Raw genomic sequence first — 25475 nt, forward strand, 5'->3', positions numbered from 1 at the left:
CCGGAGTCGTTCCGCCGCCGGTCGACGGACCGCGGCCGGCCTCCGCCAGGCTGCCGTGCTGCGAGCTGTGAGCTCGGACGAGAGAACGGACACCATGCATACGAACAGCACCGCGACCGGAGCCGCCCCGGCCACCGGAGGACGTCCGGGGGTCCCGGCGCCGTCCGGCGGGCTGTCCGGCGGCACGACGGACGGGGGCTCCGGGGCGCACGTCCTCTGGCGCTTCCTGCCCGCCGTCTCGGCCTACCTGCTCCTGGTGGGGCTGCTGCTGGCCGCGGACACCAGGGTCGGCGACATCGCCCGGTACACCTTCTACGCGGGCTGGGGCGTGGTGCTCCCGGGCACCCTGGTCTTCCGGGCCCTGCGCAGGCGTCCGCACACCCTGCTGGAGGACCTGGTCTTCGGCGCGGTGACCGGGCTGGTGCTGGAACTGGCGGCGTGGGCGGTCCTCGTCCGCGCCGGCCTGCAGTCGGTGGCCGTCGGCTGGCCGCTCGCGGTGGTCGTCCCGTTCGCGCTCGTCCCGGGCCTGCGCCGGCACTGGCGACCCAGTGGCTACCGGCGGCTGTCCCTCGGCTGTTCCTGGTCGACGGCCGCGGTGGTGGGCCTGACCAGCTTGTACTACTACCAGGTCTTCCTGTCGAAGTTCCCGGTCCTGGCGACGGACGAGCGGTCCCGGCTGTTCGGCGACATGCCGTACATGCTGTCGCTGGCGGCGGACGCCAAGCAGCACGTGCCGCTGACCGTGCCGCAGGTGGCGGGGGAGCCGCTCCACTACCACTGGTTCACGTTCGCGCACATGGCGATGACCGACATGGTCGGCCACATCGACCTGCCGGTGGTCGAGACCAGGCTGCTCGTCCCCGCGTTCGCCGCGCTCGGTGTGTTGATCATGACCGTGGTTGCCCAGCGGATCACCGGTCGGGCGTGGGCGGGACCGCTGGCCGCGCTGCTGCTCTTCGCGGTGGGGGAGTTCACCGCGGTGTACCCGAACACCGTGATGAGCTGGACCTTCGGCGCGCCGGCCGTCCGGCTGATGTCCTGGTCGAGCATGTCGCTGACGTACAGCCAGCCGCTGCTGATCGCGCTGGTCGGCGTGGTCGCCGACGGGCTCCGCCGGGTCACCCGTCCGGGCGGCGAGGACGGGCCGTTCCAGGCACCGCAGTTCGGGCGGGGCGTCTTCGTCCTGACGGCGATGTTCGCGACCGCCTCCAGCGCGGCCAAGGCGAGCACCCTCCCGGTGGCCCTCGCGGGTCTGGCCGTCGCCGGTCTGGCGGTCGTGATCAGGAGCAGGCGCATCCCCTGGACGGTCGTCGGGCTGGGCGGGGCCATCGCGGGAGCGCAGCTCTTCGCGACGGCGGTGATCTTCGACTTCGAGAGCTACGGCCTGGAGGTCATCCCCTTCGGCAACATCCAGAAGTACTGGGCCGAACCCCTGGAGGGCCGGCCGGTGCTGGCCCAGAGCGGCTTGGTCGTGGCCGTCCTGATCGCCTTCTTCCTGAACCACCAGATCAAGCTCCTGGGCGCGGTGCCGCTGCTGTGGCGCCGCCGGCTCCGGCTGGAGCCGGCGCAGTGGTTCCTGCTCGGCGCGGCGGTGGCCGGACCGGCGGCCTACCTGGTGGTCAACGGCTACAACGCCAGCTACTTCACCATCTCCGCGATGCCCTTCGGGGCGGTGCTGTCCGCCTGGGGGTACTGCGAGGCCTTCGAGCGGGCCAGGCTGCCCAGGGCCGGCAAGGCCGCCCTGGCCGTCGGCGCGGTGGCCCTGACCGGGCTGCTCACCTGGCTCTCGTACCGGTACTCGGCGACCTGGGAGACCTTCCTGCACGAGCACACCGGCGACGGCACCGGCACCGAGCCGTACACGCCGCTGCTGCCGGCGCTGAGCGTGGCGGCCGCGTTCGCGGTGCTGGCGCTCCTCCTGGGGCTGCTCTGGCGGCTGCTCTCCCGGGGCGCGCGCGGCCTGCGGCGCCGGGGCGGGGTCGTCCTGCTGACCGCCGGACTGACGCTCGGCACCCCGGGCCTGGCCCTCGACGCCGTCCAGGCCCAGGAGATGATGTGGGACGGCAGCTGGGTGATGCCGGCGAGCCAGGTGAACGCCGCCCGCTGGATCCGCTCGCACAGCGAGCCCTCGGACATCCTGGCGACGAACAGCCACTGCTGGCAGTACGAGGACTACGCGGACGGCCTGCCGTGCGCCAACTACCGTTCGCACTGGCTCAGCGGCTACTCGGAGCGCTCGGTCCTGATCGAGGGCTGGGCCTACGCACCGAGGCTGATGGCCACCGCGAACGGGGCGTCGGCCTCCGGCTCGCCGTTCTGGGACACCGAGCTGTTCCAGCTCAACGAGGCCGCGTTCTACGCGCCGACGCCGGACATCCTGAAGCGGCTGCACCGTGATCACAAGGTCCGCTACCTGGTGGTCCAGCGGAAGGCGGGCGAGGAGTCGCCGCAGCTCAGGAACCTCGCCAAGCAGGTGTTCGACAACGGCCGGGTGGCCGTGTACGAGCTCTCCTGACCCGACGAACGAAGCAGTGGGCAACCCATGGTCTCCACCGACAACGCGCCGGCGCCGGCCCCCGACGGCCGGGCCGCCGCACCGGCCGGCACCGCCAAGCGGCAGTTGCCGTCGTTCCTGGTCATCGGCGTGCTCAGCACGCTCTTCTACCTCGGCCTGTACGTGGTGGCCCGGCAGGTCGTCGACCGGCAGGCGGCCAACCTGATCGCCCTGGCGGTGAGCGCGGTCGCCAACACCGCCGCCAATCGGCGCTTCACCTTCGGCATCACCGGCTCGGAGGGCGCGGTGCGCCACCAGCTCCAGGGCGCCGTCGCCTTCCTGATCGGCCTGGGCCTGAGCAGCGGCGCGCTCGCCCTGCTGGCCCTGCTCGCGCCGCACGCCTCGCGGGTGGTCGAGGTGGCCGGCCTGGTCGTGGCCAACGGCCTCGCGACGGTGGCCCGGTTCGTCCTCCTCAAGGTGTGGGTCTTCAGGACCCGTTGAGGGGGACGAACCGGGCCACCGGGGGCCTGACGTCGTACGGTCGTCAGGGCGCGGGGACCGGCTCCCCGGCCGGCTCGGCCGGTACCGGGACGGCGGCCTTGCGGGCCCGGCGTTCGGCCAGCGCGCGCACCGGCCGCGGCGTCCAGTCCTTCGCCTTCAGCGCGGGCTTCTCGACCAGGTACCAGGAGAGCGCGGCGAGGAGGACCGTCCCGCCGAGGGACAGCAGGAGGTAGACCTTCATGCCGTGCGTGTTGCCCCCGAGCGCGGCGACGGCCTGTTCGACGGTGAAGCCGTACACGTAGATGCCGTACGAGAAGTCCCGCTTGACGCCGATCCGTTGGAACGGCCGGGGCAGCCGGACCGCCAGCCAGAAGAGCAGGTACGCGAAGGCCGGGTAGCCGAACGCGAACAGCCCGCCGTAGCGCAGGCTGGCGACGAGCACGACGACGGACAGCAGCGCGAGCCCGGCGTGGATCGGGATCCGCTCCTTGTACAGCTGCACCGTGGCGCCGAGCAGGAAGACGAACGCCAGGTAGACGAAGTACTGGGTGTAGACCTGGCCGAAGACCGGCACATGGATGTAGAAGCCCATGTGGTGCGGGTAGTTGACGAAGCCGGGGGTCGTCCGCCAGTCCTCGAAGACCAGGATCCAGCCGACCAGGGTCAGCAGCGGCACCGTCTTCTTCGCGCGCAGCAGCACGCCGCCGGCGGCCAGCAGGCCCATCATGACGTAGCAGAGCATCTCGTAGTCGAGCGACCAGAGGGAGCCGTTGATGCCGGGGTCGTGGTTGGTGCCGGCCTTCACGCCGTCGTCGATCACGTTCGAGATGTCGAACCCGGTGGAGAGCGAGGCGTTCCAGGCGCCCGCCAGGTATCTCAGCGGCCCGTGCGAGTGCGACCAGTAGCCGTCGAGCGAGTGGTGGGTCCGGTAGTACAGGGCGGGTGCCACCAGCAGGACGCAGACCAGGAGCGACGCCCAGAGCCCGGGCAGGATGCGCAGGGCGCGGTGCCAGGAGTAGCGGCCGATCGTGCTGCGCATGGCACTTCCGGTGATCATGAACCCGGAGAGCGCGAAGAAGCCGACCACCGCGAGCCGGCCGAGGTCGATCTGGCCGCCGCTGAACTGGGAGAGCGGAGCGGGCCGGCCGAACCCGAGCGGGTAGGCGTGGGAGTAGACGACGGCTACCGCGAGGGTCGTCCGGATCGCGCCGAAGCTGTTCACGCGGCCGGACAGACTGCCTCCCCTCAGCCACGCAGGGCGTCGGGTGTCGACGCCCCCACGTATGCCGTGTGAGGGTCCCGCAGGGTGGGTCATGGTCCGTCCGATCCGGCCGGCTGGGGAGCGGCCTGGGAATGGGCCTGTGATGGGGGGCAGGGGGAACGGCTGAGGGGACGGGTGCACCTGCGCTCGTCCCCTCGGCCGGTCGGGCTCCGCTACTGCTGCTTCAGCGAGTCCGTGTAGGCCTTGCAGGCCTGGTAGTCCGGCAGCAGACCGGTGGCGAGGGCCTCCGAGAGGGAGGGCGCCACCGCGTCGCGGGCGGAGAGCTGCGGGGCGTCGGTCGGCCACTCGATGCCGAGCTCCGGGTCCAGCGGGTGCACGCCGTGCTCGCCGGTCGGGTTGTACGTCGCCGAGCAGAGGTAGGTCAGCGTGGCGTCGTCGGTGAGGGCGCAGAAGCCGTGGCCGAGGCCCTCCGGGATGTAGACGGCCTTGCGCTCGGTGTCGTCCAGCCGGACGAACTCCCACTTGCCGAAGTTCGGCGAGCCGACCCGCAGGTCGACGATGACGTCCAGCACCGCGCCGCGGGTGCAGGCCACGTACTTGGCCTGGCCGGGCGGGACGTCGGCGAAGTGGATGCCGCGGACGACGTCCTTGGCGGAGAGCGACAGGTTGGCCTGGGCCAGGTTCAGCGGGTGGCCGACGACCTCGGCGAGCCGGTCGAAGCGGTACCACTCGGTGAAGTGGCCGCGGGCGTCGCCGTGCACCTGCGGGGTGATCTCGAAGGCGCCCTCGATGGAGAGCTCGCGGAACTTCACTTGGCGGCCGCCTCTTCGAGCAGGCCCAGCAGGTACTGGCCGTAGCCGCTCTTCAGCAGCGGCTCGGCGAGCTCGCGCAGCTGGGCGTCGTCGATCAGGCCGGCCCGCCAGACGGCCTCCTCGATGCAGCCGATCTTGAAGCCCTGGCGCTCCTCGATGACCCGGACGAACTCCGAGGCCTGGACCATCGACACGAACGTGCCGGTGTCCAGCCAGGCGGTGCCGCGGTCGAGGATCGTCACGTGCAGGTCGCCGGTCTGCAGGTAGGCGTCGTTGACGGCGGTGATCTCCAGCTCGCCGCGGGCGCTCGGCTGCAGGTTGCGGGCGATCTCGACCACCCGGTTGTCGTAGAAGTACAGGCCCGGGACGGCGTAACGGGACTTGGGCTCGGTCGGCTTCTCCTCGATGGAGAGGACCTGGCCGCTCTCGTCGAACTCGACCACGCCGTACGCGGTCGGGTCGGCCACCGGGTAGGCGAAGACCCGGCCGCCCTTGATGTCCGAGTGCTCGGTGAGCCGGGTGCCCAGGCCGCTGCCGTGGAAGATGTTGTCGCCGAGGATCAGGGCCACCGGCTCGTCACCGATGAAGTCCGCGCCGAGCACGAAGGCCTGGGCGATGCCCTCGGGCTTCTCCTGGACGGCGTACTGGAGCTTCAGGCCGAACTGGGAACCGTCGCCCAGCAGCCGTTCGAACTGGTCCCGGTCGTTCGGGGTGGTGATGATCAGGATTTCGCTTATCCCGGCCATCACGAGGGTCGAGAGGGGGTAGTAGATCATCGGCTTGTCGAAGACCGGGAGGAGCTGCTTCGACACCGCACGGGTCAGCGGCCACAGCCGCGAGCCGGTGCCGCCGGCCAGGAGGATTCCACGCATGGGTGCACCCTATTCGAGATCGGTGAACGCGGGAGGGGCCGGGTCGGGAGGGTGTTCGGGCGGCGGTAGACTACGCGCATTATGCGCATCCTCGTGACCGGCGGCGCCGGATTCATCGGTTCGGAGTTCGTCCGTCAGCTCCTCGGGGCTGACGAGAATGCCCGGATCACGGTCTTTGACAAGCTCACCTACTCGGGTGTCCTGGAGAACCTGGCCCCGGTGGCCGGGCACCAGGGCTACACCTTCGTCCAGGGCGACATCTGCGATGTGGACGCCGTCGACCAGGTCATGCCGGGTCACGACGTGGTGGTGCACTTCGCCGCCGAGTCCCACGTGGACCGCTCGATCGCCGGTGCGGGCCCGTTCGTGCTGACCAACGTCGTGGGCACCCAGGTGCTGCTCGACGCGGCCCGCAAGCACGGCGTCGGCCGTTTCGTGCACATCTCCACCGACGAGGTGTACGGCTCGATCAACGAGGGCTCCTGGACCGAGACCTGGCCGCTGGAGCCGAACTCCCCGTACTCCGCCTCCAAGGCCTCCTCCGACCTGCTGGCGCTGGCCTACCACCGCACCCACGGCATGGACGTCGTGGTGACCCGCTGCTCCAACAACTACGGGCACTACCAGTTCCCGGAGAAGGTCATCCCGCTGTTCACCACCAACCTGATCGACGGCAAGAAGGTGCCGCTGTACGGCGACGGTGGCAACGTCCGCGACTGGCTGCACGTCTCGGACCACTGCCGGGGCATCGAGCTGGTCATGCGCGGCGGCCGGGCCGGTGAGGTCTACAACATCGGCGGCGGCACCGAGGCCACCAACAAGGAGCTGACCGGCCTGCTGCTCGAGGCCGCGGGCGCCGGCTGGGACATGGTCGAGCACGTCGAGGACCGCAAGGGCCACGACCTCCGCTACTCCATCGACATCAGCAAGATCCGCGAGGAGCTCGGCTACGAGCCGCAGGTCCGCTTCGAGGACGGCCTCGCCGCGACCATCGCCTGGTACCGCGAGAACCGCGCCTGGTGGGAGCCGCTGAAGCAGAAGGCGGCCCTGGCCAAGTGACCGCGAACGCCGCCGCGCCCGTGCGCTGGCTGGTCACCGGCGCGGCCGGGATGCTCGGGCAGGACCTGCTGTCGGTGCTGGGCGCCGACGAGGCCGCCGAGGTCACCGCGCTGCGCCGGGCGGACCTCGACATCACCGACGCGGCGGCCGTCCAGGCCGCCGTCGAGGGCCACGACATCGTGGTCAACTGCGCCGCCTGGACGAACGTCGACGCCGCGGAGACGGAGGAGGACGCCGCCACCGCCGTCAACGGCACCGGCGTGCGCCTCCTCGCCGAGGCGTGCGCCAAGGCCGGCGCGCGGCTGCTGCACGTCTCCACCGACTACGTCCTTCCGGGTGACGCCACCGAGCCCTGCCCGGAGGACGCCCCGACCGCGCCGGTGAACGCGTACGGCCGCAGCAAGCTGGTGGGGGAGCGGGCGGTCGCCGAACTGCTCCCCGAGCACGGCTACGTGGTGCGCACCGCCTGGCTGTACGGCGAGCACGGCCCGAACTTCGTGGCCACCATGCTCAAGCTCGCCGCCCAGCGGGACACCCTGGACGTGGTGGACGACCAGCACGGCCAGCCGACCTGGTCGTACGCGCTGGCCGGCCGCCTGGTCGAGCTCGGCCGGGCCGCGCTCGCCGGGCAGGCCCCGGCCGGGATCTACCACGGCACCGCGAGCGGCCGCACCACCTGGTGCGGGCTGGCCCGCGAGAGCTACGCGCTGAGCGGGCTGGACCCGGAGCGGATCCGCCCGACCACGTCGGAGGCCTTCGTCCGTCCGGCCGCCCGTCCGGCCTTCAGCGTCCTGGCGCACGACCGCTGGGCCGCCGCCGGGCTGGCCCCGCTGCCCGAGTGGCGGGCCATGCTGGCCGAGGCCCTGGCCCGGCCCGTCTTCGCCGAACTGGCCGCCACGGCCCGGACCACGGAGAGCGACAGACCTCAGTGAAGAACGCACTGACGAAGGTGGCTGCCGCGCTACCGCCGGGAACCCTGGCGGTGGCCGGCGGCACCGTCGTATTGGGCGCCGCCTCCTACATCCACCTCGGGGTGGCGGGTCACAGCCTGTCCGTCGACGACATGGCGAACGTCTCGCTGCTGTGGACGATCGTGATGTCGGTGGGCATCGGCGTCTTCTTCCCGATCGAGCAGGAGCTCACCCGGATCGTCGCGGCGCGGGCGGCGCTCGGCCACGGTGCCGCGCCGGTCCTGCGCCGGGCGACCCTGCTCACCGGCGGGATCCTCGCGGTGACCCTGGCCGTCCTCGGCGCCGCCTCCGGCCCGATCGCCCGGGCGATGTTCCACGGGGACCGCTCGCTGGTGCTGGCCCTCGGCGGCGCCTTCACCGGCATGGCCGTCTGCTACCTCACCCGCGGCGTGCTGGCCGGCCTCGGCCGCTTCGGCGCGTACGGCACCCAGCTCGGCCTGGACGGCGGCCTGCGGATCGGCCTGGCCTTCGCCTGCGGCATGGCCGGGGTGCACTCGGCGCTCGCGTTCAGCCTGATCCTGGCCGTCGCGCCGATCCTGGCCACGATCCTCACGCTGCCGCCGCTGCTGCGCGCGGTGAAGCCCGGCGAGCAGATCGGCTGGTCCGAACTCTGCTCCGGCCTCGGCCTGTTGATCTGTTCGACGCTGCTCTCGCAGGTCGTGGTGAACGCGGCCGTGGTGAGCACCAAGCTGCTCGCGCCGTCCGACTCCGCGCTGATCGCCGCCCTGCTCAACGCGCTGGTGCTGGCCCGGGTGCCGCTGTTCGTCTTCGGTTCGCTCCAGGCCTCGCTGCTGAACGGCCTCTCCGCCGCGATCGCGGTCGGGGACCGGGCCGCGTTCACCGGGATGCTCAAGAAGATCGGCGCCGTGGTGGGCGCGCTCGGCCTGCTCGGCGGGATCCCGGCGGTCGCCCTCGGCCCGTGGCTGATCCAGGTGCTGTTCGGCGCCAAGCCGGTGCTCGGCTGCCTCGACTTCTTCTGGTTGTCCGCCGGAACCGTGGCGTACATGTTCGCGATGGTGCTCGGCCAGGCGCTGATGGTATTCAAGCGTCACAACCTTCAGCTGCTCTGCTGGGCGGTCGGCACCGCGGTCCTCGCCGGGGTGACCTTCCTGCCCGGCGACGTGTCCACCCGCGTGATCCTCGCGTACACCGCGGGCTCCGTGGCCACGGTCCTCGGTATGCTGGCGGTCCTGAGGCAGAGTTTCGCCCGTTCGGCGACGAATTCCGCAGGCCTCGTCCAGCAGCCGGGGGACTCGAACGCCGCGGTGTTGAGCAGCCGGACGGCCGGTGAGTGACCGTGTCCGCCCCTCATCTTCAGATCGCCGCGCAGCAGCGCGGGCCAGACCCCATTGATGGAGCCTCCGTGTCCCAGTACGACGATGTTTGGCTGGTGATCCCGGCCTACAACGAGGGCCAGGTGATCGCCGACGTTGTGGAGGGGGCGCGAAAGACGTTCCCGAACATCGTGGTGGTCGATGACGGCAGCGGCGACGACTCGGCCAAGCACATCATGGAGACGGGCGCGCACCTGGTGCGCCACCCGGTCAACCTCGGCCAGGGTGCCGCCCTCCAGACCGGCCTCGCCTACGCCCTGGCCCAGCCCGGTTCCAAGTACTTCGCCACCTTCGACGCCGACGGCCAGCACCAGACCGCCGACGTGGAGAAGATGGTCGCCCTGCTGCGGGAGGGCGACGTGGACGTCGTCCTCGGCTCGCGCTTCATCGAGCAGAACGGGCAGGTGCCGTGGATCAAGCGGGTCGTCCTGCGGACCGCGGCGACCGTCAGCCCGACCGCTCGCAAGCTCAAGCTGACCGACGCCCACAACGGCCTGCGCGTGCTCAACCGCGAGGCCGCCGGTCGGCTGCGGATCACCATGAACGGCATGGCGCACGCGTCGGAGATCGTCAGCTACCTCGCCGGCTCGGACCTCCGGGTCGCCGAACTCCCGGTGGACATCCTGTACACCGACTACTCACGCGCCAAGGGTCAGTCCCTGATCAACGGCGTCAACATCATCTTCGACATCTCGCTGCGGGAGCGTAGCCGCCGATGAAATTCTTCTGGATCCAGCTGGTTCTCATTCTCGGCTCGGTCTCTCTCGCCTTCATGTTCATCCGGCGTTGGGACCGTGCCAACACCCGCGCCTGGAAGCGCATCGCGTTCTCGGTCTTCGTGCTGGTGAACATCTACGCGGTGCTGCGTCCCACCGACGTGACCTGGCTGGCCCACCAGCTCGGCGTCGGCCGCGGCACCGACCTGGTGCTGTACGTGATGGTGCTGGCGATGGGCTTCCTGACCCTGAACACCTTCCTGCGCTTCCGCTCGCTGGAGAAGAAGCTCACCGACCTGGCGCGCACCGTGGCGATCAACGAGGGCGCCCGCCTGAACGAGGAGCGCTTCGACCTGGACCTGCCGGTCTCGGCGCCGGTCGACCGCAGCAAGGCCTGATCCCGTGGCGACCTTCGAGTTCATGCTGCCGTACTACGGCGACGTGGCGCTGATGCAGGCCGCGGTGCGGAGCATCCTCGCGCAGACCGACCGGGACTTCCGGCTGACCGTCATCGACGACGGCAAGGAGCCGGACGTCCCGGGCTGGTTCGCCTCGCTCGGCGACGACCGGGTGACGTACCTGCGCAACGAGCAGAACCTGGGCATCACCAAGAACTTCCAGAAGTGCGTGGAGCTGTCCACGGCCGACCACGTGGTCATCATGGGCTGCGACGACCTGCTGCACCCGCACTACCTGGAGACCGTCCGCTCGATCCTCAAGGCCAATCCGGACCTGGGCATGGTCCAGCCGGGCGTCGAGGTCATCGACGGCAACGGCGAGGTCAGCCGTTCCGGCCTGGCGGACAACGTCAAGGAGAAGATCTACGCGCCGACCGTCAAGGGCCGGCGGCTGATGGGCGGCGAGGAGCTGGCCGCGAGCGTGCTGCGCGGCAACTGGCTCTACTTCCCGTCGATCTGCTGGCGGGGCGAGGCGCTGCGCGCGGTCAACTTCCGTGACGAGTACTCGGTGATCCAGGACCTGGCCCTGGTCGTCGACCTGCTGGAGCGGGGCGAGCAGATGATGGTGGACAACACCACCGTCGTCTTCCAGTACCGCCGGCACGCCGTCAGCGAGTCCTCGGTGCAGGCCTTCTCCGGCACCCGGTTCACCGAGGCGGAGCGGTACTTCAACGCGGTGGCCGAGCGGATGGACGCCCGCGGCTGGCCGAAGGCCGCCCGTGCGGCCCGGTTCCGCAGCGCCTCCCGGCTGCACGCGCTGACCATGCTGCCGGGCGCGCTGAAGCGCGGCCAGCGGGCCGGTGCCAAGGTGCTGGTCCGCCACGCGCTGACCGGCGGGGAGCGGCACTGACGCCGCGCGAGTCCTGATACGGCACTGGGCCGGTAGTCCGATTCGGACTACCGGCCCAGTGCCGTATCAGGGTCGGGTGAGGGTCACTCGGGCAGGTCCGCGGAGAACCCGGGGAGCAGTTCACCCTTGCGCGGGTACGGGTTGACCTTGGGGCAGATCAGCTTTCCGAGGTCGACCTTCGGGTCCGACGGGTTCAGGAGCCCCGGGGCCTCGTTGCACTTGGGCGCGTAGCGGGAGCAGTGCCCCTTGGTGTCGGCGGTGGTCTGCGAGATCCAGGCCAGCATGCCGGTGCCCTCGTGCGGGTCGGGCATGTACTTGCTGGCGGTGGCGGAGCCCGCCATGCCGAAGAGCAGGCCCAGCGCGCAGATGGCGCCGATGGCCACGGCGCGCGGGTTGAGGCCCAGCGGGAGCCGGCGGACGGTCTCCTCGGCCGTCTCGGCGGCGGCCGAGGAGGCGCTCCGACGGCGGCGGGCGATCAGGTAGCACGCCAGGCCGACCAGGACCAGCAGGCAGTAGAGCAGCTGCGCGCTGGTGCGCGGGTAGAGCATGACGGCCTGGTCGCGCTCCATGTGGGAGGCGTACCAGTAGCGCATCAGCAGGGCGCTCGCCGAGCAGGCGGCGGCGGTCAGGACGGCGGCCCGGGCTATCCCGAGGGCCAGCGCCACACCCAGGCCGACCAGCAGCAGGATCGTGAAGAGGCCGACCCCGCCGAGCTCGCCGGGCAGCGGCCAGGTGCTCTGGCCGTCGGTGCCGGGAAGGTCGTCGCGCCACATCGCGAAGTAGGTCGGCTCGGTGTAGGTGTCGAAGTAGCAGTAGCGGTCGACCGTGCTTCCGGCGGACCCGAGCAGCCGGACCAGGTAGAGGGACGAGGCGACCAGGAAGATCCCGGACGCGGCACCGATCGCGGTCAGGGCGTTGAGCAGGCCGGGGGTCCCGCCGGTGCGGCGGGCACGCAGCAGCAGCGCCGCGGTGAGCACCACCACTCCGACGGCGGACCACACGAACCAGCCGGAGTAGAGGTTGAACAGCAGTGCGATGCCGAGGCCGAGCACGGCGCCGCGGACGGCGACGGTGCGGCGCGGGAGCTCCGGGGCGCGCTGCAGGAGCTGCATCAGCTTGGCCAGCAGGGGGACGAAGGCGACGAGCACGAAGGTGGTGTACGGCTTGTACGGCTGCGCCATCGGCAGCGCGGCGGTGACGCCGATCCCGAGCGCCCAGAGCGGGGGCAGCAGCAGCCGCCAGGACAGGTACGCGAGCGGGCCGAGCAGCGCGACGAACACCAGGTCGGCGAGCTTGAGCGCGTAGCCGATGTCTCCGTGGGTGAGGTGCTCGGCGACGAAGGCGACGATGTGCGGGAACATCGGCGGGTAGGCGCCGTCCAGCGGCTTGCCGTCCATCAGGGCGCTGACCCAGGCCTGGAGGTTGCCGGAGTCACCCGACTGGGCGTACAGCGGCCAGTCGGTGCCGCGCAGCGCGAGCGAGACACCGGCCGCCAGCACGCCGGAGGACAGGCCCGCGACCGCGGCGGCGGCGAACCGGACCGGGACGTCCGCCCAGCGGCGCATCGCCGGCACCAGGACCAGCACGATGACGCCGAGCAGCAGCAGGAGGCGGAGCTGCAGCGCGGCGAGGCCGCTGACCTGGCCGATCCGCGACATGGGGTTGAGCTGGACGGACGTCGCCAGACCCGTCATGAGCAGGGCCGCCGTGACCGCGGTCAGGATCTCCGCGGCCCAGAGGACGGCGGGTCGGCGCAGGGCTGCCCGTCTTGCTCGGCTGGACGGTATGCCCTGTTGCATGCCCGGGGTGGAGGCGGGCTGCACGCTCGTCGTCACTGTTCGGTCCTTCTGCCTTCCGCAGCGATTCGGTGCGGAGGCGGTGTGTGGTTTCGGTGCCGGACACCGCGATTCTGCCAGCACCCCGGGCACGGGATCATCAGGGGCCGAACCACCCTGCCCTAGTAGGCCGTTGTCGTCCACGAGGCAGGAGCGCGTTGGCTCCGCCAGATGGCCGCGTGGCACACTGCCGATGCGCTTCGACTCGTGGTGGCGGGAACCGAGGCGCGCCGCCCGGAGCCGACCGGTGGCGGGAACCGAGGCGCGCCGCCCGGAGCCGACCACGACGAGATCGTCAAACTCATACAAGTAGGGAAGTGTCCCGGTGCAGCCGCTGATCGACTCTGCCCACACGTCCGACGGTCCGGACCGGGGTGAGGACGGCGGCACGAACGCGCCCGACACCCCGGTCGTGCCGGCCCGGCTGCGGGCGCTCGCCGCCCACCGCTGGTTCTGGCCGGTGGCCCTGCTGCTCGGGTACGGCGGGCAGGTGGTGTTCCGCCTGGTGCTGTCGATCCACAACTACTTCCCGTCGGTGCACGCCGACGAGGACTCCTACCTGGTGATCGCGCGGGTGCTGGCCGGCCGGTCGGCCACCGAGCTGCCGGTCGGCGTGGTGATCCCCGGCGGGTACCCGCTGCTGATATCGCCGGCGCTGCGGATCGCCGACAGCCCGGCCATGGCGTACCACCTGGTCATGGGCATCAACGCGGTGCTCAACGCGCTGGTGTTCCCGCTGGCCGTGGCGGCGGCGCGCCGGCTGGGCCTGTCCCGGCCGCACTCCTACCTGGTGGGCACCGCCGTGGCGCTGGTGCCGCCGGTGGTCTTCTACTCCCAGTTCGCCATGTCGGACACCGTGCTCCCGGTGCTCCTGCTGGCCTGGCTGCTCGCGATGCACGGCTGGCTCTCGCCCGGTACGACGGGCCGCCGCGCGCTGTACGCGGTGGGGATGGGCCTGACGGCCGGCTACTCGCTGGCCACCCACGACCGCGGCGGCGTGGTCGTGGCGCTGACCGCGCTGGTCCTGGTCGTGGTGCTGGCCTTCGGCTGGGCGCCGAGACTCGCCTCGTTGGCCGGCGTCGGCGCGCTCGGGGTGTCGTACCTGGGCGCGCAACTGCTGGCCGGCTTCGTCAGGAGCCGGTTCAAGGACGTGCCGCCGAGCGACGTCGGCAACAAGGTCTTCGAGAACCTGGGGGACAGCAAGTACATCGGCACGATCATCGCCCGCACGTTCGGACAGCTGTGGTACTTCATGACCTCCACGTACGGCTTCGGGGCGATCGCCCTGGTGCTGTGCGTGGTGGTGGTGTTCCGACGCCGGTACACGGTGGCCGAGCGGGTGGTGGCCTTCACCATGGTGGCGCTGCTGTTCGGCACCGCGCTGGCGTCCGCGGCCGGCCTGGCGGACAACGACCGGACCGACAACTGGGTGTACGCCCGGTACTGCGCGGTGCTGGTGCCGCTGTTCCTGGTGGTCGGCCTGGCCGCGCTGTGGCGGGCCGGGGTCCGGGCGCTGCTGTGGTCGGCGCTGGCCGGCACCGTGCTGATCGGGGTCATCCAGCTGTCGGTCGGGGCGTACGCGGGCTCCGCGCTCAAGCTCTGGGTCAGTCCGTGGACGGTGCCGGACGCGATGTTCCTGGCCTCCACCTGGGAGGGCCTGCACATGATCCGGACGACCTTCGGGGCGCTGGCGGTGCTGGCCGCGTGCCTGCTGCTGCGGGTGGCCGGCGGGCGTCGGGTGGTCGCCGCCGTGGTGGGGTGCGTGACCCTGTTCGCCGCCTACGCGACGGTCGCCGTCACCGGCAACGTCGCCGAACCGCACGCCAAGGAGCGCAAGTACCAGGCGGTCGGAATGGCCAAGGAGGCGGGCCTGCGCAAAGGCGACAACGTGGTCCTGGACATGGACCTCGACTGGGACGCCCGGATGTCGATGGCCTACGAGGTCTACTGGGGCCGGGTCTGGTCGGACGACCTGAAGGACGGCTCCAACCCGCCGCAGGAGGCCACCGCGTACCTGGCCGGCTGGGCCAAGGGCGCCCTGCCCCAGGCCAGCTGGCCGGACGCGCGGCCCGGCTGGCACATCGCGAAGTTCAACAAGGACAAGGGCTGGGTGCTCTGGCGCAGGGACTGACCTGGGCCGTCACCCCTCGGGGCCGGTGAGGAGCGCCTCACCGGCCCCGATTGGCATCCGGGCTGCTCCATGTGGCAGTATGTCCAAGTTGCTCGGTTGAGTGCCGATGCTGCGCGCCTCCCGCCGGGAGGACCGGAAGCGAGTCCCATGTACTCGTCGTTCCCGTGATGGCCGTCAAGCGTGAGTTCTACGCCACGGCAGCTGCGGGGCGAAAGTACGGGAATCTTCCGGGAAGCGTGAGCGGGGCCTCGACCCGGCACCCCACCACCCCGAAAGTTCGAAACCGACGAAGTACTTCGCCGGTTTTTTGCAAGCGCGAGTGCGACACGCCCGAGCGCGGGGGTCGGAGGGGGTCGTGCAGTGACTAAGGACAAAGGACTACTGAGTAGCCATGGCGGGACAGAAGATCCGCATCCGGCTCAAGGCCTACGACCACGAGGTCATCGACTCCTCGGCGAAGAAGATCGTCGAGACGGTGATTCGTACTGGTGCGCAGGTCGCGGGCCCGGTGCCGCTGCCCACTGAGAAGAACGTGTACTGCGTCATCCGCTCGCCGCACAAGTACAAGGACTCGCGCGAGCACTTCGAGATGCGTACTCACAAGCGTCTGATCGACATCCTCGACCCCACGCCGAAGACGGTTGACTCGCTGATGCGTCTCGACCTGCCGGCGGGCGTCGACATCGAGATCAAGCTCTGAGAGGCGCACCGAAGATGGCTAAGCAGATTAAGGGCATCCTGGGCGAGAAGCTCGGCATGACCCAGGTCTGGGACGAGAACAACCGGGTCGTCCCGGTGACCGTCGTCAAGGCCGGGCCGAATGTCGTGACCCAGGTCCACACCGCCGACAGCCCGGCCGGCTACGACGCCGTCCAGATCGGCTTCGGCGAGATCGACCCCCGCAAGGTGAACAAGCCCCTCGCGGGCCACTTCGCCAAGGCCGGTGTCACCCCGCGCCGTCACCTGGTCGAGCTGCGTACCTCGGACGCGTCCGAGTACACCCTGGGCCAGGAGATCACCGCCGAGCTGTTCGAGGCGGGTGTCAAGGTCGACGTGACCGGCACCTCCAAGGGCAAGGGCTTCGCCGGTGTCATGAAGCGCCACAACTTCCGTGGTCTCGGCGCCGGTCACGGCACCCAGCGCAAGCACCGCTCGCCCGGTTCCATCGGTGGCTGCGCCACCCCGGGCCGTGTGTTCAAGGGCCTGCGCATGGCCGGTCGGATGGGCCACGAGCGTGTGACCACCCAGAACCTGACCGTGCACGCGGTCGACGCGGAGAAGGGTCTGCTGCTCATCAAGGGCGCCGTCCCGGGCCCGAACGGCGGCCTCGTCCTCGTCCGCACCGCGGCGAAGGGGCTGTGAAGGATATGAGCACCATTGACATCCTGTCGCCGGCTGGCGACAAGACCGGCAGCCTCGAGCTGCCGGCTGAGATCTTCGACGCGAAGGTCAGCGTTCCGCTGATGCACCAGGTCGTCGTGGCGCAGCTCGCTGCGGCCCGTCAGGGCACCCACAAGACCAAGACTCGCGGCGAGGTCCGTGGCGGCGGCAAGAAGCCGTACCGCCAGAAGGGCACCGGCCGCGCCCGTCAGGGCTCGACCCGTGCGCCGCAGTTCGCCGGCGGTGGCGTCGTGCACGGTCCCGTGCCGCGCGACTACTCGCAGCGGACCCCGAAGAAGATGATCGCCGCCGCCCTGCGCGGTGCGCTCACCGACCGGGCCCGCCACAACCGCATCCACGTCGTCACCGGCGTGACCGCGACCGAGGCGCCGTCGACCAAGGCCGCCAAGAGCCTGTTCGGCAAGATCACCGAGCGCAAGAACGTCCTCCTGGTCGTCGAGCGCGAGGACGAGCTGGGCCTGAAGTCCGCTCGCAACCTGCCGCACGTGCACATCCTGGACGCCGGTCAGCTGAACACCTACGACGTGCTCGTCTCCGACGATGTGGTCTTCACCCAGGCCGCCTTCGAGCGTTTCGTGGCCGGTCCGGCCGCGTCCGCCAAGGCCGTTGCCGCTGAGGGCGAGCTCGAAGGGAGCGCCGCCTGATGAGCGACGTTACGAGCAAGACGTTCACGGACCCCCGTGACGTCCTGGTGAAGCCGGTCATCTCGGAGAAGAGCTACTCGCTCCTCGACGAGAACAAGTACACGTTCATCGTGTCGCCGGGCGCCAACAAGACCCAGATCAAGCAGGCCGTCGAGGCGGTCTTCTCGGTCAAGGTCGAGGCTGTCAACACGATCAACCGTCAGGGCAAGCGCAAGCGCTCCAAGACGGGCTTTGGCAAGCGCAAGGACACCAAGCGCGCCATCGTGACGCTGGCCGAGGGCAACCGCATCGACATCTTCGGTGGTCCGGTCTCCTGAATCAGGAGATCGTGATCGTCGATTAGGACGAGGACGAGAGAGCCAAATGGGCATCCGCAAGTACAAGCCGACTACGCCGGGCCGTCGCGGCTCCAGCGTGGCCGACTTCGTAGAAATCACGCGGTCCACCCCGGAGAAGTCGCTGGTTCGCCCCCTGCACAGCAAGGGCGGCCGCAACAACGCCGGTCGTGTCACCGCTCGCCACCAGGGTGGCGGTCACAAGCGCGCCTACCGCGTGATCGACTTCCGTCGTCACGACAAGGACGGCGTGCCGGCCAAGGTCGCTCACATCGAGTACGACCCGAACCGCACCGCGCGCATCGCGCTCCTGCACTACGCGGACGGCGAGAAGCGCTACATCATCGCGCCGCGCGGCATCGCGCAGGGTGACCGGATCGAGAACGGCGCTGGCGCCGACATCAAGCCGGGCAACAACCTGCCGCTGCGCAACATCCCGGTCGGTACCACCATCCACGCGGTGGAGCTGCGTCCCGGCGGCGGTGCCAAGCTGGCCCGCTCGGCCGGCTCCGGCATCCAGCTGCTGGCGCGTGAGGGCAAGATGGCGCACCTGCGCATGCCCTCCGGTGAGATCCGCCTCGTCGACGCGCGCTGCCGCGCCACCGTCGGCGAGGTCGGCAACGCCGAGCAGTCGAACATCAACTGGGGCAAGGCCGGCCGTATGCGCTGGAAGGGCGTCCGCCCGACCGTGCGTGGTGTGGCCATGAACCCGATCGACCACCCGCACGGTGGTGGTGAGGGTAAGACCTCCGGTGGTCGCCACCCGGTCTCGCCGTGGGGTAAGCCCGAGGGCCGTACCCGTCGCCCGAACAAGGCGTCGGACAAGCTCATCGTGCGCCGCCGCAAGACCAACAAGAAGCGCTAGGAGCAGGTCAGATGCCGCGCAGTCTCAAGAAGGGCCCCTTCATCGACGGCCACCTCATCAAGAAGGTGGACGCTCAGAACGAGGCGGGTACTCAGAACGTCATCAAGACCTGGTCCCGTCGTTCCGTGATCTCCCCGAGCATGCTCGGTCACACGATCGCGGTTCACGATGGCCGTAAGCACGTCCCGGTGTTCGTCACCGAGTCGATGGTCGGCCACAAGCTCGGCGAGTTCGCTCCGACCCGCACCTTCCGTGGCCACGTGAAGGATGACCGGAAGTCGAAGCGCCGCTAGAGAGCCCATCAGTGGCCCCTGGCCACGGGCTGAGCTTGCGCGCCAATAAGACTCAATGACTTACTCCATTAAGGGGACAACCATGGAAGCCAGGGCACAGGCGCGGTACATCCGCGTGACGCCCATGAAGGCCCGCCGCGTGGTGGACCTCATCCGTGGCATGAATGCCACGGAGGCCCAGGCCGTCCTGCGTTTCGCTCCGCAGGCCGCCACCGTGCCGGTCGGCAAGGTGCTCGACAGCGCCATCGCCAACGCCGCGCACAACTACAACCACTCCAACGTGGACGACCTCTACATCTCCGAGGCGTACGTTGACGAGGGCCCGACCCTGAAGCGGTTCCGTCCGCGTGCCCAGGGCCGCGCCTACCGGATCCGCAAGCGGACCAGCCACATCACCGTGGTCGTCAGCAGCAAGGAAGGGACCCGGTAATGGGCCAGAAGGTTAACCCGCACGGGTTCCGCCTCGGCATCAGCACGGACTTCAAGTCCCGCTGGTACGCCGACAAGCTGTACAAGGACTACGTCAAGGAAGACGTTGCCATTCGTCGCATGATGACGAAGGGCATGGAGCGCGCCGGCATCTCCAAGGTCGAGATCGAGCGCACCCGCGACCGCGTCCGCGTCGACATCCACACCGCCCGCCCCGGCATCGTCATCGGTCGCCGTGGCACCGAGGCCGACCGCATCCGCGGCGACCTGGAGAAGCTGACCGGCAAGCAGGTCCAGCTGAACATCCTCGAGGTCAAGAACCCCGAGCTGGACGCCCAGCTCGTGGCTCAGGGCGTCGCGGAGCAGCTGTCCTCCCGCGTCTCCTTCCGCCGTGCCATGCGCAAGTCGATGCAGGGCACCATGAAGTCCGGCGCCAAGGGCATCAAGGTCCAGTGCTCCGGTCGTCTCGGCGGCGCCGAGATGAGCCGTTCGGAGTTCTACCGCGAGGGTCGCGTGCCGCTGCACACCCTGCGGGCGAACGTCGACTACGGCTTCTTCGAGGCCAAGACCACCTTCGGCCGCATCGGCGTGAAGGTCTGGATCTACAAGGGCGACGTCAAGAACATCGCCGAGGTCCGCGCTGAGAACGCCGCTGCCCGCTCGGGCAACCGCCCGGCCCGTCCCGAGGGTGGTCGTCCCGCCCGCGGTGGCGACCGCCGTGGTGGCGAGCGCGGTGGCCGTGGCCGTCGTCCCGCCGCTGCCGAGGCCCCCGCGGCCCCGGCGGTCGAGGCTCCGGCTGCCGAGAACACCGGAACGGAGGCCTGACCCCAATGCTGATCCCCCGTCGGGTCAAGCACCGCAAGCAGCACCACCCGAAGCGCCGTGGCGCTGCCAAGGGTGGCACCGAGCTGGCGTTCGGCCAGTTCGGCATCCAGGCCGTGACCCCGGCCTACGTGACGAACCGTCAGATCGAGTCCGCTCGTATCGCGATCACCCGTCACATCCGCCGTGGCGGCAAGGTCTGGATCAACATCTACCCGGACCGTCCGCTCACCAAGAAGCCGGCCGAGACCCGCATGGGTTCCGGTAAGGGTTCGCCGGAGTGGTGGATCGCGAACGTGCACCCGGGTCGGGTCATGTTCGAGCTGTCGTACCCGAACGAGAAGGTTGCTCGCGAGGCGCTCACCCGTGCCGCGCACAAGCTGCCGATGAAGTGCCGGATCGTCCGGCGCGAGGACGGTGAGAGCTGATGTCGGCCGCTACCAAGGCTGCTGAGCTTCGTTCGCTGGACAACGAGGGTCTCGTTGCCAAGCTGCGCGAGGCCAAGGAGGAGCTGTTCAACCTCCGCTTCCAGGCGGCGACCGGGCAGCTCGACAACCACGGACGGCTCAAGCTCGTCCGTAAGGACATCGCGCGGATCTACACCCTGATGCGCGAGCGCGAGCTGGGCATCGAGACGGTGGAGAACGCCTGATGACTGAGAACACCAACGAGACGCGCGGTTTCCGCAAGACCCGTGAGGGTCTCGTCGTCAGCGACAAGATGGACAAGACCGTCGTCGTCGCCGTCGAGGACCGCGTCAAGCACGCTCTGTACGGCAAGGTCATCCGCCGTACGAACAAGCTGAAGGCGCACGACGAGGCCAACGCCTGCGGCATCGGCGACCGGGTCCTCCTCGCGGAGACCCGCCCGCTGTCCGCGACGAAGCGCTGGCGCGTCGTCGAGATCCTCGAGAAGGCCAAGTAACGAAGCCGATGAGGTACGGCCGTATGTGCACCGGGTCCCGCAGGGGCGCCGATGTGAGCAGCGGCCGGCCCGTCGACTCTCGTTGACGATCAGGAGAAAGCTGTGATCCAGCAGGAGTCGCGACTGCGCGTCGCCGACAACACTGGTGCCAAGGAGATCCTTTGCATCCGTGTTCTCGGTGGCTCCGGTCGCCGCTACGCCGGTATCGGGGACGTCATCGTCGCCACCGTCAAGGACGCGATCCCCGGTGGTTCGGTGAAGAAGGGTGACGTCGTCAAGTGCGTCGTCGTCCGCACCGTCAAGGAGCGTCGTCGTCCGGATGGCTCGTACATCCGTTTCGACGAGAACGCCGCGGTCGTTCTGAAGAACACCGAAGGTGACCCCCGTGGCACCCGCATCTTCGGCCCGGTGGGCCGCGAGCTGCGTGACAAGAAGTTCATGAAGATCATCTCGCTTGCGCCGGAGGTGCTCTAACTCATGGCGAACAGCATGAAGATCAAGAAGGGTGACCTGGTCCAGGTCATCACCGGCAAGGACAAGGGCAAGCAGGGCAAGGTCATCCAGGCCATGCCGGCTGAGAACAAGGTCCTCGTCGAGGGTGTCAACCGGGTCAAGAAGCACACCAAGCCGGGTCCGGGTACCCAGGGTGGCATCGTGACCGTCGAGGCCCCGGTGCACGTCTCCAACGTCCAGCTGGTCGTGGAGAAGGACGGCAAGAAGGTCGTCACCCGCGTCGGCTACCGCTTCGACGACCAGGGCAACAAGATCCGCGTTGCCAAGCGAACCGGTGAGGACATCTGATGTCTGAGACGTCTGTTGAGAAGGTGACCCCCCGCCTCAAGGAGCGTTACAACTCCGAGATCAAGGGTCAGCTGCAGGAGCAGTTCAAGTACGAGAACGTCATGCTGACGCCCGGCCTGGTCAAGGTCGTCGTCAACATGGGTGTCGGCGAGGCTGCCCGTGACAGCAAGCTGATCGAGGGCGCGATCCGCGACCTGACCGCCATCACCGGTCAGAAGCCGGCCGTGACCAAGGCTCGCAAGTCCATCGCGCAGTTCAAGCTGCGCGAGGGCCAGCCGATCGGCACCCACGTCACCCTCCGTGGTGACCGCATGTGGGAGTTCCTGGACCGTCTGGTTTCGCTGGCTCTGCCGCGTATCCGTGACTTCCGCGGTCTCTCCCCGAAGCAGTTCGACGGCCGTGGCAACTACACCTTCGGTCTGACCGAGCAGGTTATGTTCCACGAGATCGACCAGGACAAGGTCGACCGTCAGCGCGGTATGGACATCACCGTCGTGACCACCGCTCAGACCGACGACGAGGGCCGGGCGCTCCTGCGCGCTCTGGGCTTCCCGTTCAAGGAGGCGTGAGCCAATGGCGAAGAAGTCCCTCATCGCGAAGGCCGAGCGTAAGCCGAAGTTCGGCGTCCGGGCCTACACCCGGTGCCAGCGCTGCGGCCGTCCGCACTCGGTGTACCGCAAGTTCGGCCTGTGCCGTGTCTGCCTCCGTGAGATGGCGCACCGCGGCGAGCTGCCGGGCGTGACCAAGAGCTCCTGGTAATCCAGGCGCTTTAGGCACACAGCGACGCAGAGGTGCCCGATCCCACACCGGTCCGTTTTGGGCCTGCCGTACGGAGTCCCGTAAGGTAGTGGGGTCGGGCCCCCTGCCGCGGCTTCCCCATGGACGTCCGTGGCCCTTCAGAGGAAGGGCTCGCACCCAGTCTTACTACGTCGTAGGTCCCCTGCGCTTGTGCCCCTGACGAACTCGGAAGAGTGCGGAAGGGGGACCTGGCGCGGAGAAACCACGGCGAGAGAGGCCTGAGGCCATCATGACCATGACCGACCCCATCGCAGACATGCTCACGCGTCTGCGTAACGCGAACTCGGCGTACCACGACACCGTGGCGATGCCGGCCAGCAAGATCAAGGCGCACGTCGCCCAGATCCTGCAGCAGGAGGGGTACATCTCCTCCTACAAGGTTGAGGAGCCGGCTGAGGGCGAGGTCGGCAAGAAGCTGACCATCGAGCTCAAGTTCGGCCCCAACCGTGAGCGCTCCATCGCCGGCATCAAGCGCATCAGCAAGCCGGGTCTGCGCGTTTACGCAAAGTCCACCAACCTGCCGAAGGTTCTCGGCGGCCTGGGCGTGGCGATCATCTCCACGTCGTCCGGCCTCCTGACCGACAAGCAGGCCGCCAAGAAGGGCGTAGGCGGAGAAGTTCTCGCCTACGTCTGGTAATTCGGGAAACGGAGGTACAGCAATGTCGCGCATTGGACGGCTGCCCATCCAGGTCCCCGCTGGCGTGGACGTCACCATCGATGGCCAGGCGGTCTCGGTGAAGGGCCCGAAGGGCTCGCTCACCCACGTCGTCGCCGAGCCGATCGGGATCGGCAAGGCCGAGGACGGCACTGTGCTCGTCTCTCGTCCGAACGACGAGCGTCGCTCGAAGGCCCTGCACGGCCTGACCCGCACGCTGGTGGCGAACATGATCACCGGCGTGACCGCGGGCTACCGCAAGTCGCTGGAGATCAGCGGTGTTGGTTACCGTGTGACCGCGAAGGGCTCCGACATGGAGTTCGCGCTCGGTTACAGCCACCCGATCCTGATCACCGCGCCGGAGGGCATCTCCTTCGTCGTCGAGTCGCCCACCAAGTTCCACGTGGACGGCATCGACAAGCAGAAGGTCGGCGAGGTCGCCGCGAACATCCGCAAGCTGCGCAAGCCCGACCCGTACAAGGCCAAGGGTGTCAAGTACGCGGGCGAGGTCATCCGCCGCAAGGTCGGAAAGAGTGGTAAGTAAGCGATGAGTGTCTCTGTCAAGATCGGCAAGGGCAACGCCTACAAGAGCGCCGCTCGCAAGCGCCGCGCGATCCGCGTTCGCAAGCGCGTCGTCGGCACCGAGGTGCGTCCGCGTCTCGTCGTGACGCGCTCGAACCGTCACATGGTCGCCCAGGTCATCGACGACGCCAAGGGTCACACCCTGGCGTCGGCGTCCACCCTCGACGTGTCCATCAAGGGCGCCGAGGGCGACAAGACCGAGCTGGCCAAGAAGGTCGGGAGCCTGGTCGCCGAGCGCGCCAAGGCCGCCGGCATCGAGTCGGTCGTCTTCGACCGCGCGGGCAACCGGTACGCCGGCCGCATCGCCGCCCTGGCGGACGCGGCCCGTGAGGCCGGGCTCGACTTCTAAGCCGCTCGTCGACTCTGTCGACGGACGTATTACGAGAGAGGTAAATCCAATGGCTGGACCCCAGCGCCGCGGCAGCGGCGCCGGTGGCGGCACCGGTGGCGAGCGGCGCGACCGTAAGCGTGACGACCGGGGCAACGCCCCCGCCGTCGAGAAGACCGCTTACGTCGAGCGCGTCGTCGCGATCAACCGTGTCGCCAAGGTTGTCAAGGGTGGCCGTCGCTTCAGCTTCACCGCGCTCGTCGTGGTGGGCGATGGCGAGGGCACCGTGGGTGTCGGTTACGGCAAGGCGAAGGAGGTTCCGGCCGCCATCGCCAAGGGCGTTGAGGAGGCCAAGAAGAACTTCTTCAAGGTCCCCCGTATCCAGGGCACCATCCCCCACCCCATCCAGGGTGAGAAGGCCGCCGGCGTCGTGCTGCTGAAGCCCGCCGCCCCCGGTACCGGTGTTATCGCCGGTGGTCCGGTGCGCGCCGTCCTGGAGTGCGCCGGCATCCACGACATCCTGTCGAAGTCGCTCGGCTCGGACAACGCGATCAACATCGTGCACGCCACCGTGGCCGCTCTGAAGGGCCTCGTGCGCCCCGAGGAGATCGCCGCCCGTCGTGGCCTGCCGCTGGAGGACGTGGCCCCCGCCGCTCTGCTGCGGGCGCGTGCTGCTGGGGTGAGCGCCTGATGGCTCGCCTGAAGATCACGCAGACCAAGTCGTACATCGGCAGCAAGCAGAATCACCGTGACACCCTGCGTTCGCTTGGTCTCAAGCGCATGCACGACGTCGTGGTGAAGGAGGACCGTCCCGAGATCCGCGGGATGGCCCACACGGTCCGTCACCTGGTGACGGTTGAGGAGGTGGACTGATCATGGGCGACAACCCGATCAAGATCCACAACCTGCGTCCCGCCCCGGGTGCCAAGACCGACAAGATCCGTGTGGGTCGTGGTGAGGGCTCCAAGGGTAAGACCGCCGGTCGTGGCACCAAGGGCACGAAGGCCCGCTACCAGGTTCCGCAGCGCTTCGAGGGTGGCCAGATGCCGCTCCACATGCGCCTGCCGAAGCTGAAGGGCTTCAAGAACCCGTTCAAGATCACGTTCCAGGTTGTCAACCTCGACAAGCTGGCCGAGCTCTACCCGCAGGGTGGCGAGGTCACCGTCGAGGACCTGGTCGCCAAGGGCGCGGTTCGCAAGAACTCCCTCGTCAAGGTGCTCGGCACCGGCGAGATCTCGGTCGCCCTCCAGGTTGCGGTGGACGCCGTCTCCGGTTCGGCCGCCGAGAAGATCAAGGCCGCCGGCGGTACGGTCACCGAGCTCATCTGAGCCCGCTGAATTCCG

Annotated in this window: 34 protein-coding genes; 30 read left to right on the top strand and 4 right to left on the bottom strand. The window is 69.2% G+C overall.

The genetic code is table 11. The features are described 5' to 3' along the window. Positions 1–94 precede the first annotated feature (94 nt). Together ACWDBB_RS04430 and ACWDBB_RS04435 are read left to right on the top strand one after the other, a co-directional pair. Positions 95–2515 (top strand): hypothetical protein, encoded by a 2421-nt coding sequence (locus ACWDBB_RS04430; protein WP_449788169.1) that lies wholly within the window; start codon positions 95–97, stop codon positions 2513–2515. Between the two features lie 27 nt (positions 2516–2542). After that, positions 2543–2995 carry a GtrA family protein gene (locus ACWDBB_RS04435; protein WP_449788170.1) on the top strand — a complete coding sequence of 151 codons (453 nt, stop codon included), beginning with the start codon at positions 2543–2545 and terminating at the stop codon, positions 2993–2995. A gap of 43 nt (positions 2996–3038) precedes the next feature. On the opposite strand, the gene ACWDBB_RS04440 is transcribed toward ACWDBB_RS04435, so the two are convergent. From ACWDBB_RS04440 to rfbA, 3 genes are all read right to left on the bottom strand, one after another. Then, positions 3039–4217, bottom strand: a complete 1179-nt coding sequence (locus tag ACWDBB_RS04440) for an acyltransferase family protein (RefSeq protein WP_449788171.1) — start codon at positions 4215–4217, stop codon at positions 3039–3041. A gap of 212 nt (positions 4218–4429) precedes the next feature. After that, the gene (rfbC, locus tag ACWDBB_RS04445) at positions 4430–5029 is read right to left on the bottom strand and encodes a dTDP-4-dehydrorhamnose 3,5-epimerase (RefSeq protein WP_402406044.1); all 600 of its coding nucleotides are present in this window, start codon (positions 5027–5029) and stop codon (positions 4430–4432) included. Then, the gene (gene rfbA, locus ACWDBB_RS04450; protein WP_392867373.1) at positions 5026–5901 is read right to left on the bottom strand and encodes a glucose-1-phosphate thymidylyltransferase RfbA; all 876 of its coding nucleotides are present in this window, start codon (positions 5899–5901) and stop codon (positions 5026–5028) included. Before rfbA ends, rfbC begins: the two co-directional genes overlap by 4 nt. An 81-nt stretch (positions 5902–5982) precedes the next feature. Between rfbA and rfbB the strand changes: the two genes are divergently transcribed. The 6 genes from rfbB (at position 5983) to ACWDBB_RS04480 (ending at position 11289) form a co-directional block, all read left to right on the top strand. Then, positions 5983–6960, top strand: coding sequence for a dTDP-glucose 4,6-dehydratase (rfbB, locus tag ACWDBB_RS04455; RefSeq protein ID WP_392867370.1), 978 nt, complete (start codon positions 5983–5985; stop codon positions 6958–6960). Continuing rightward, a complete protein-coding gene (rfbD, locus tag ACWDBB_RS04460; RefSeq protein ID WP_449788172.1) occupies positions 6957–7892 on the top strand; it encodes a dTDP-4-dehydrorhamnose reductase in 936 nt (311 codons plus the stop codon). Before rfbB ends, rfbD begins: the two co-directional genes overlap by 4 nt. Beyond that, complete coding sequence (locus tag ACWDBB_RS04465) at positions 7889–9226, top strand: lipopolysaccharide biosynthesis protein (protein WP_449788173.1); 1338 nt, start codon at positions 7889–7891, stop codon at positions 9224–9226. The genes rfbD and ACWDBB_RS04465 overlap by 4 nt, the downstream gene beginning before the upstream one ends. A 68-nt stretch (positions 9227–9294) precedes the next feature. Continuing rightward, positions 9295–9984: a glycosyltransferase family 2 protein gene (locus tag ACWDBB_RS04470; RefSeq protein WP_402406050.1), complete on the top strand. Its 690-nt coding sequence runs from the start codon at positions 9295–9297 to the stop codon at positions 9982–9984. Beyond that, positions 9981–10379 carry a DUF2304 domain-containing protein gene (locus tag ACWDBB_RS04475; protein ID WP_402406052.1) on the top strand — a complete coding sequence of 133 codons (399 nt, stop codon included), beginning with the start codon at positions 9981–9983 and terminating at the stop codon, positions 10377–10379. The genes ACWDBB_RS04470 and ACWDBB_RS04475 overlap by 4 nt, the downstream gene beginning before the upstream one ends. Positions 10380–10383: 4 nt before the next feature. After that, a complete protein-coding gene (locus tag ACWDBB_RS04480; RefSeq protein ID WP_449788174.1) occupies positions 10384–11289 on the top strand; it encodes a glycosyltransferase family 2 protein in 906 nt (301 codons plus the stop codon). 83 nt (positions 11290–11372) lie between these two features. Here the strand turns inward: ACWDBB_RS04480 and ACWDBB_RS04485 are convergent, their stop codons facing one another. Continuing rightward, entirely contained in the window at positions 11373–13124 is a 1752-nt protein-coding gene (locus tag ACWDBB_RS04485; protein ID WP_449788175.1) for a hypothetical protein, read from the bottom strand. Between the two features lie 325 nt (positions 13125–13449). Here ACWDBB_RS04485 and ACWDBB_RS04490 point away from each other — a divergent pair, with 325 nt between their 5' ends. The 22 genes from ACWDBB_RS04490 to rplO all read left to right on the top strand — a co-directional run bounded on the left by ACWDBB_RS04490 (position 13450) and on the right by rplO (position 25460). Continuing rightward, positions 13450–15255, top strand: coding sequence for a hypothetical protein (locus ACWDBB_RS04490; RefSeq protein WP_449788176.1), 1806 nt, complete (start codon positions 13450–13452; stop codon positions 15253–15255). Positions 15256–15646: 391 nt separating this feature from the next. Then, entirely contained in the window at positions 15647–15955 is a 309-nt protein-coding gene (rpsJ, locus tag ACWDBB_RS04495; RefSeq protein ID WP_012785157.1) for a 30S ribosomal protein S10, read from the top strand. Positions 15956–15969: 14 nt separating this feature from the next. After that, the gene (rplC, locus tag ACWDBB_RS04500; RefSeq protein WP_153460994.1) at positions 15970–16617 is read left to right on the top strand and encodes a 50S ribosomal protein L3; all 648 of its coding nucleotides are present in this window, start codon (positions 15970–15972) and stop codon (positions 16615–16617) included. Between the two features lie 5 nt (positions 16618–16622). Next, on the top strand, positions 16623–17300 hold the full coding sequence (gene rplD / locus ACWDBB_RS04505; RefSeq protein WP_031063053.1) for a 50S ribosomal protein L4: 678 nt from the start codon (positions 16623–16625) through the stop codon (positions 17298–17300). Then, positions 17300–17617, top strand: coding sequence for a 50S ribosomal protein L23 (rplW, locus tag ACWDBB_RS04510; protein ID WP_030280768.1), 318 nt, complete (start codon positions 17300–17302; stop codon positions 17615–17617). Before rplD ends, rplW begins: the two co-directional genes overlap by 1 nt. Positions 17618–17663: 46 nt before the next feature. Beyond that, positions 17664–18500, top strand: coding sequence for a 50S ribosomal protein L2 (gene rplB / locus ACWDBB_RS04515; protein WP_030232466.1), 837 nt, complete (start codon positions 17664–17666; stop codon positions 18498–18500). An 11-nt stretch (positions 18501–18511) separates the two neighbouring features. Further along, positions 18512–18793 carry a 30S ribosomal protein S19 gene (rpsS, locus tag ACWDBB_RS04520; RefSeq protein WP_035848164.1) on the top strand — a complete coding sequence of 94 codons (282 nt, stop codon included), beginning with the start codon at positions 18512–18514 and terminating at the stop codon, positions 18791–18793. Positions 18794–18875: 82 nt separating this feature from the next. After that, positions 18876–19223: a 50S ribosomal protein L22 gene (gene rplV, locus ACWDBB_RS04525; protein WP_030280773.1), complete on the top strand. Its 348-nt coding sequence runs from the start codon at positions 18876–18878 to the stop codon at positions 19221–19223. Further along, positions 19223–20047: a 30S ribosomal protein S3 gene (gene rpsC, locus ACWDBB_RS04530; protein ID WP_355253411.1), complete on the top strand. Its 825-nt coding sequence runs from the start codon at positions 19223–19225 to the stop codon at positions 20045–20047. The genes rplV and rpsC overlap by 1 nt, the downstream gene beginning before the upstream one ends. A gap of 5 nt (positions 20048–20052) precedes the next feature. Then, positions 20053–20472 (top strand): 50S ribosomal protein L16, encoded by a 420-nt coding sequence (gene rplP / locus ACWDBB_RS04535; protein ID WP_030232476.1) that lies wholly within the window; start codon positions 20053–20055, stop codon positions 20470–20472. Beyond that, positions 20472–20696, top strand: coding sequence for a 50S ribosomal protein L29 (gene rpmC, locus ACWDBB_RS04540; RefSeq protein WP_030232478.1), 225 nt, complete (start codon positions 20472–20474; stop codon positions 20694–20696). Before rplP ends, rpmC begins: the two co-directional genes overlap by 1 nt. Next, a complete protein-coding gene (rpsQ, locus tag ACWDBB_RS04545; protein ID WP_030055826.1) occupies positions 20696–20968 on the top strand; it encodes a 30S ribosomal protein S17 in 273 nt (90 codons plus the stop codon). The genes rpmC and rpsQ overlap by 1 nt, the downstream gene beginning before the upstream one ends. A 102-nt stretch (positions 20969–21070) precedes the next feature. Beyond that, positions 21071–21442: a 50S ribosomal protein L14 gene (rplN, locus tag ACWDBB_RS04550; protein ID WP_030232481.1), complete on the top strand. Its 372-nt coding sequence runs from the start codon at positions 21071–21073 to the stop codon at positions 21440–21442. 15 nt (positions 21443–21457) lie between these two features. Next, on the top strand, positions 21458–21769 hold the full coding sequence (gene rplX, locus ACWDBB_RS04555) for a 50S ribosomal protein L24 (RefSeq protein ID WP_030263484.1): 312 nt from the start codon (positions 21458–21460) through the stop codon (positions 21767–21769). Next, entirely contained in the window at positions 21769–22338 is a 570-nt protein-coding gene (rplE, locus tag ACWDBB_RS04560; RefSeq protein ID WP_359820418.1) for a 50S ribosomal protein L5, read from the top strand. The genes rplX and rplE overlap by 1 nt, the downstream gene beginning before the upstream one ends. Before the next feature lie 4 nt (positions 22339–22342). Continuing rightward, positions 22343–22528: a type Z 30S ribosomal protein S14 gene (locus tag ACWDBB_RS04565; protein ID WP_030393303.1), complete on the top strand. Its 186-nt coding sequence runs from the start codon at positions 22343–22345 to the stop codon at positions 22526–22528. A 268-nt stretch (positions 22529–22796) separates the two neighbouring features. Then, positions 22797–23204: a 30S ribosomal protein S8 gene (rpsH, locus tag ACWDBB_RS04570; RefSeq protein WP_350503566.1), complete on the top strand. Its 408-nt coding sequence runs from the start codon at positions 22797–22799 to the stop codon at positions 23202–23204. Between the two features lie 22 nt (positions 23205–23226). After that, positions 23227–23766: a 50S ribosomal protein L6 gene (gene rplF, locus ACWDBB_RS04575; protein WP_392867340.1), complete on the top strand. Its 540-nt coding sequence runs from the start codon at positions 23227–23229 to the stop codon at positions 23764–23766. A gap of 3 nt (positions 23767–23769) precedes the next feature. Then, positions 23770–24153 (top strand): 50S ribosomal protein L18, encoded by a 384-nt coding sequence (gene rplR / locus ACWDBB_RS04580; protein ID WP_030280785.1) that lies wholly within the window; start codon positions 23770–23772, stop codon positions 24151–24153. Positions 24154–24202: 49 nt separating this feature from the next. After that, on the top strand, positions 24203–24823 hold the full coding sequence (rpsE, locus tag ACWDBB_RS04585) for a 30S ribosomal protein S5 (protein WP_350573992.1): 621 nt from the start codon (positions 24203–24205) through the stop codon (positions 24821–24823). Next, on the top strand, positions 24823–25005 hold the full coding sequence (rpmD, locus tag ACWDBB_RS04590; protein ID WP_030055835.1) for a 50S ribosomal protein L30: 183 nt from the start codon (positions 24823–24825) through the stop codon (positions 25003–25005). Before rpsE ends, rpmD begins: the two co-directional genes overlap by 1 nt. 2 nt (positions 25006–25007) lie before the next feature. Continuing rightward, positions 25008–25460, top strand: coding sequence for a 50S ribosomal protein L15 (rplO, locus tag ACWDBB_RS04595; RefSeq protein ID WP_392867334.1), 453 nt, complete (start codon positions 25008–25010; stop codon positions 25458–25460). Positions 25461–25475 lie beyond the last annotated feature (15 nt).

Source organism: Kitasatospora sp. NPDC001095 (genome assembly GCF_053598615.1).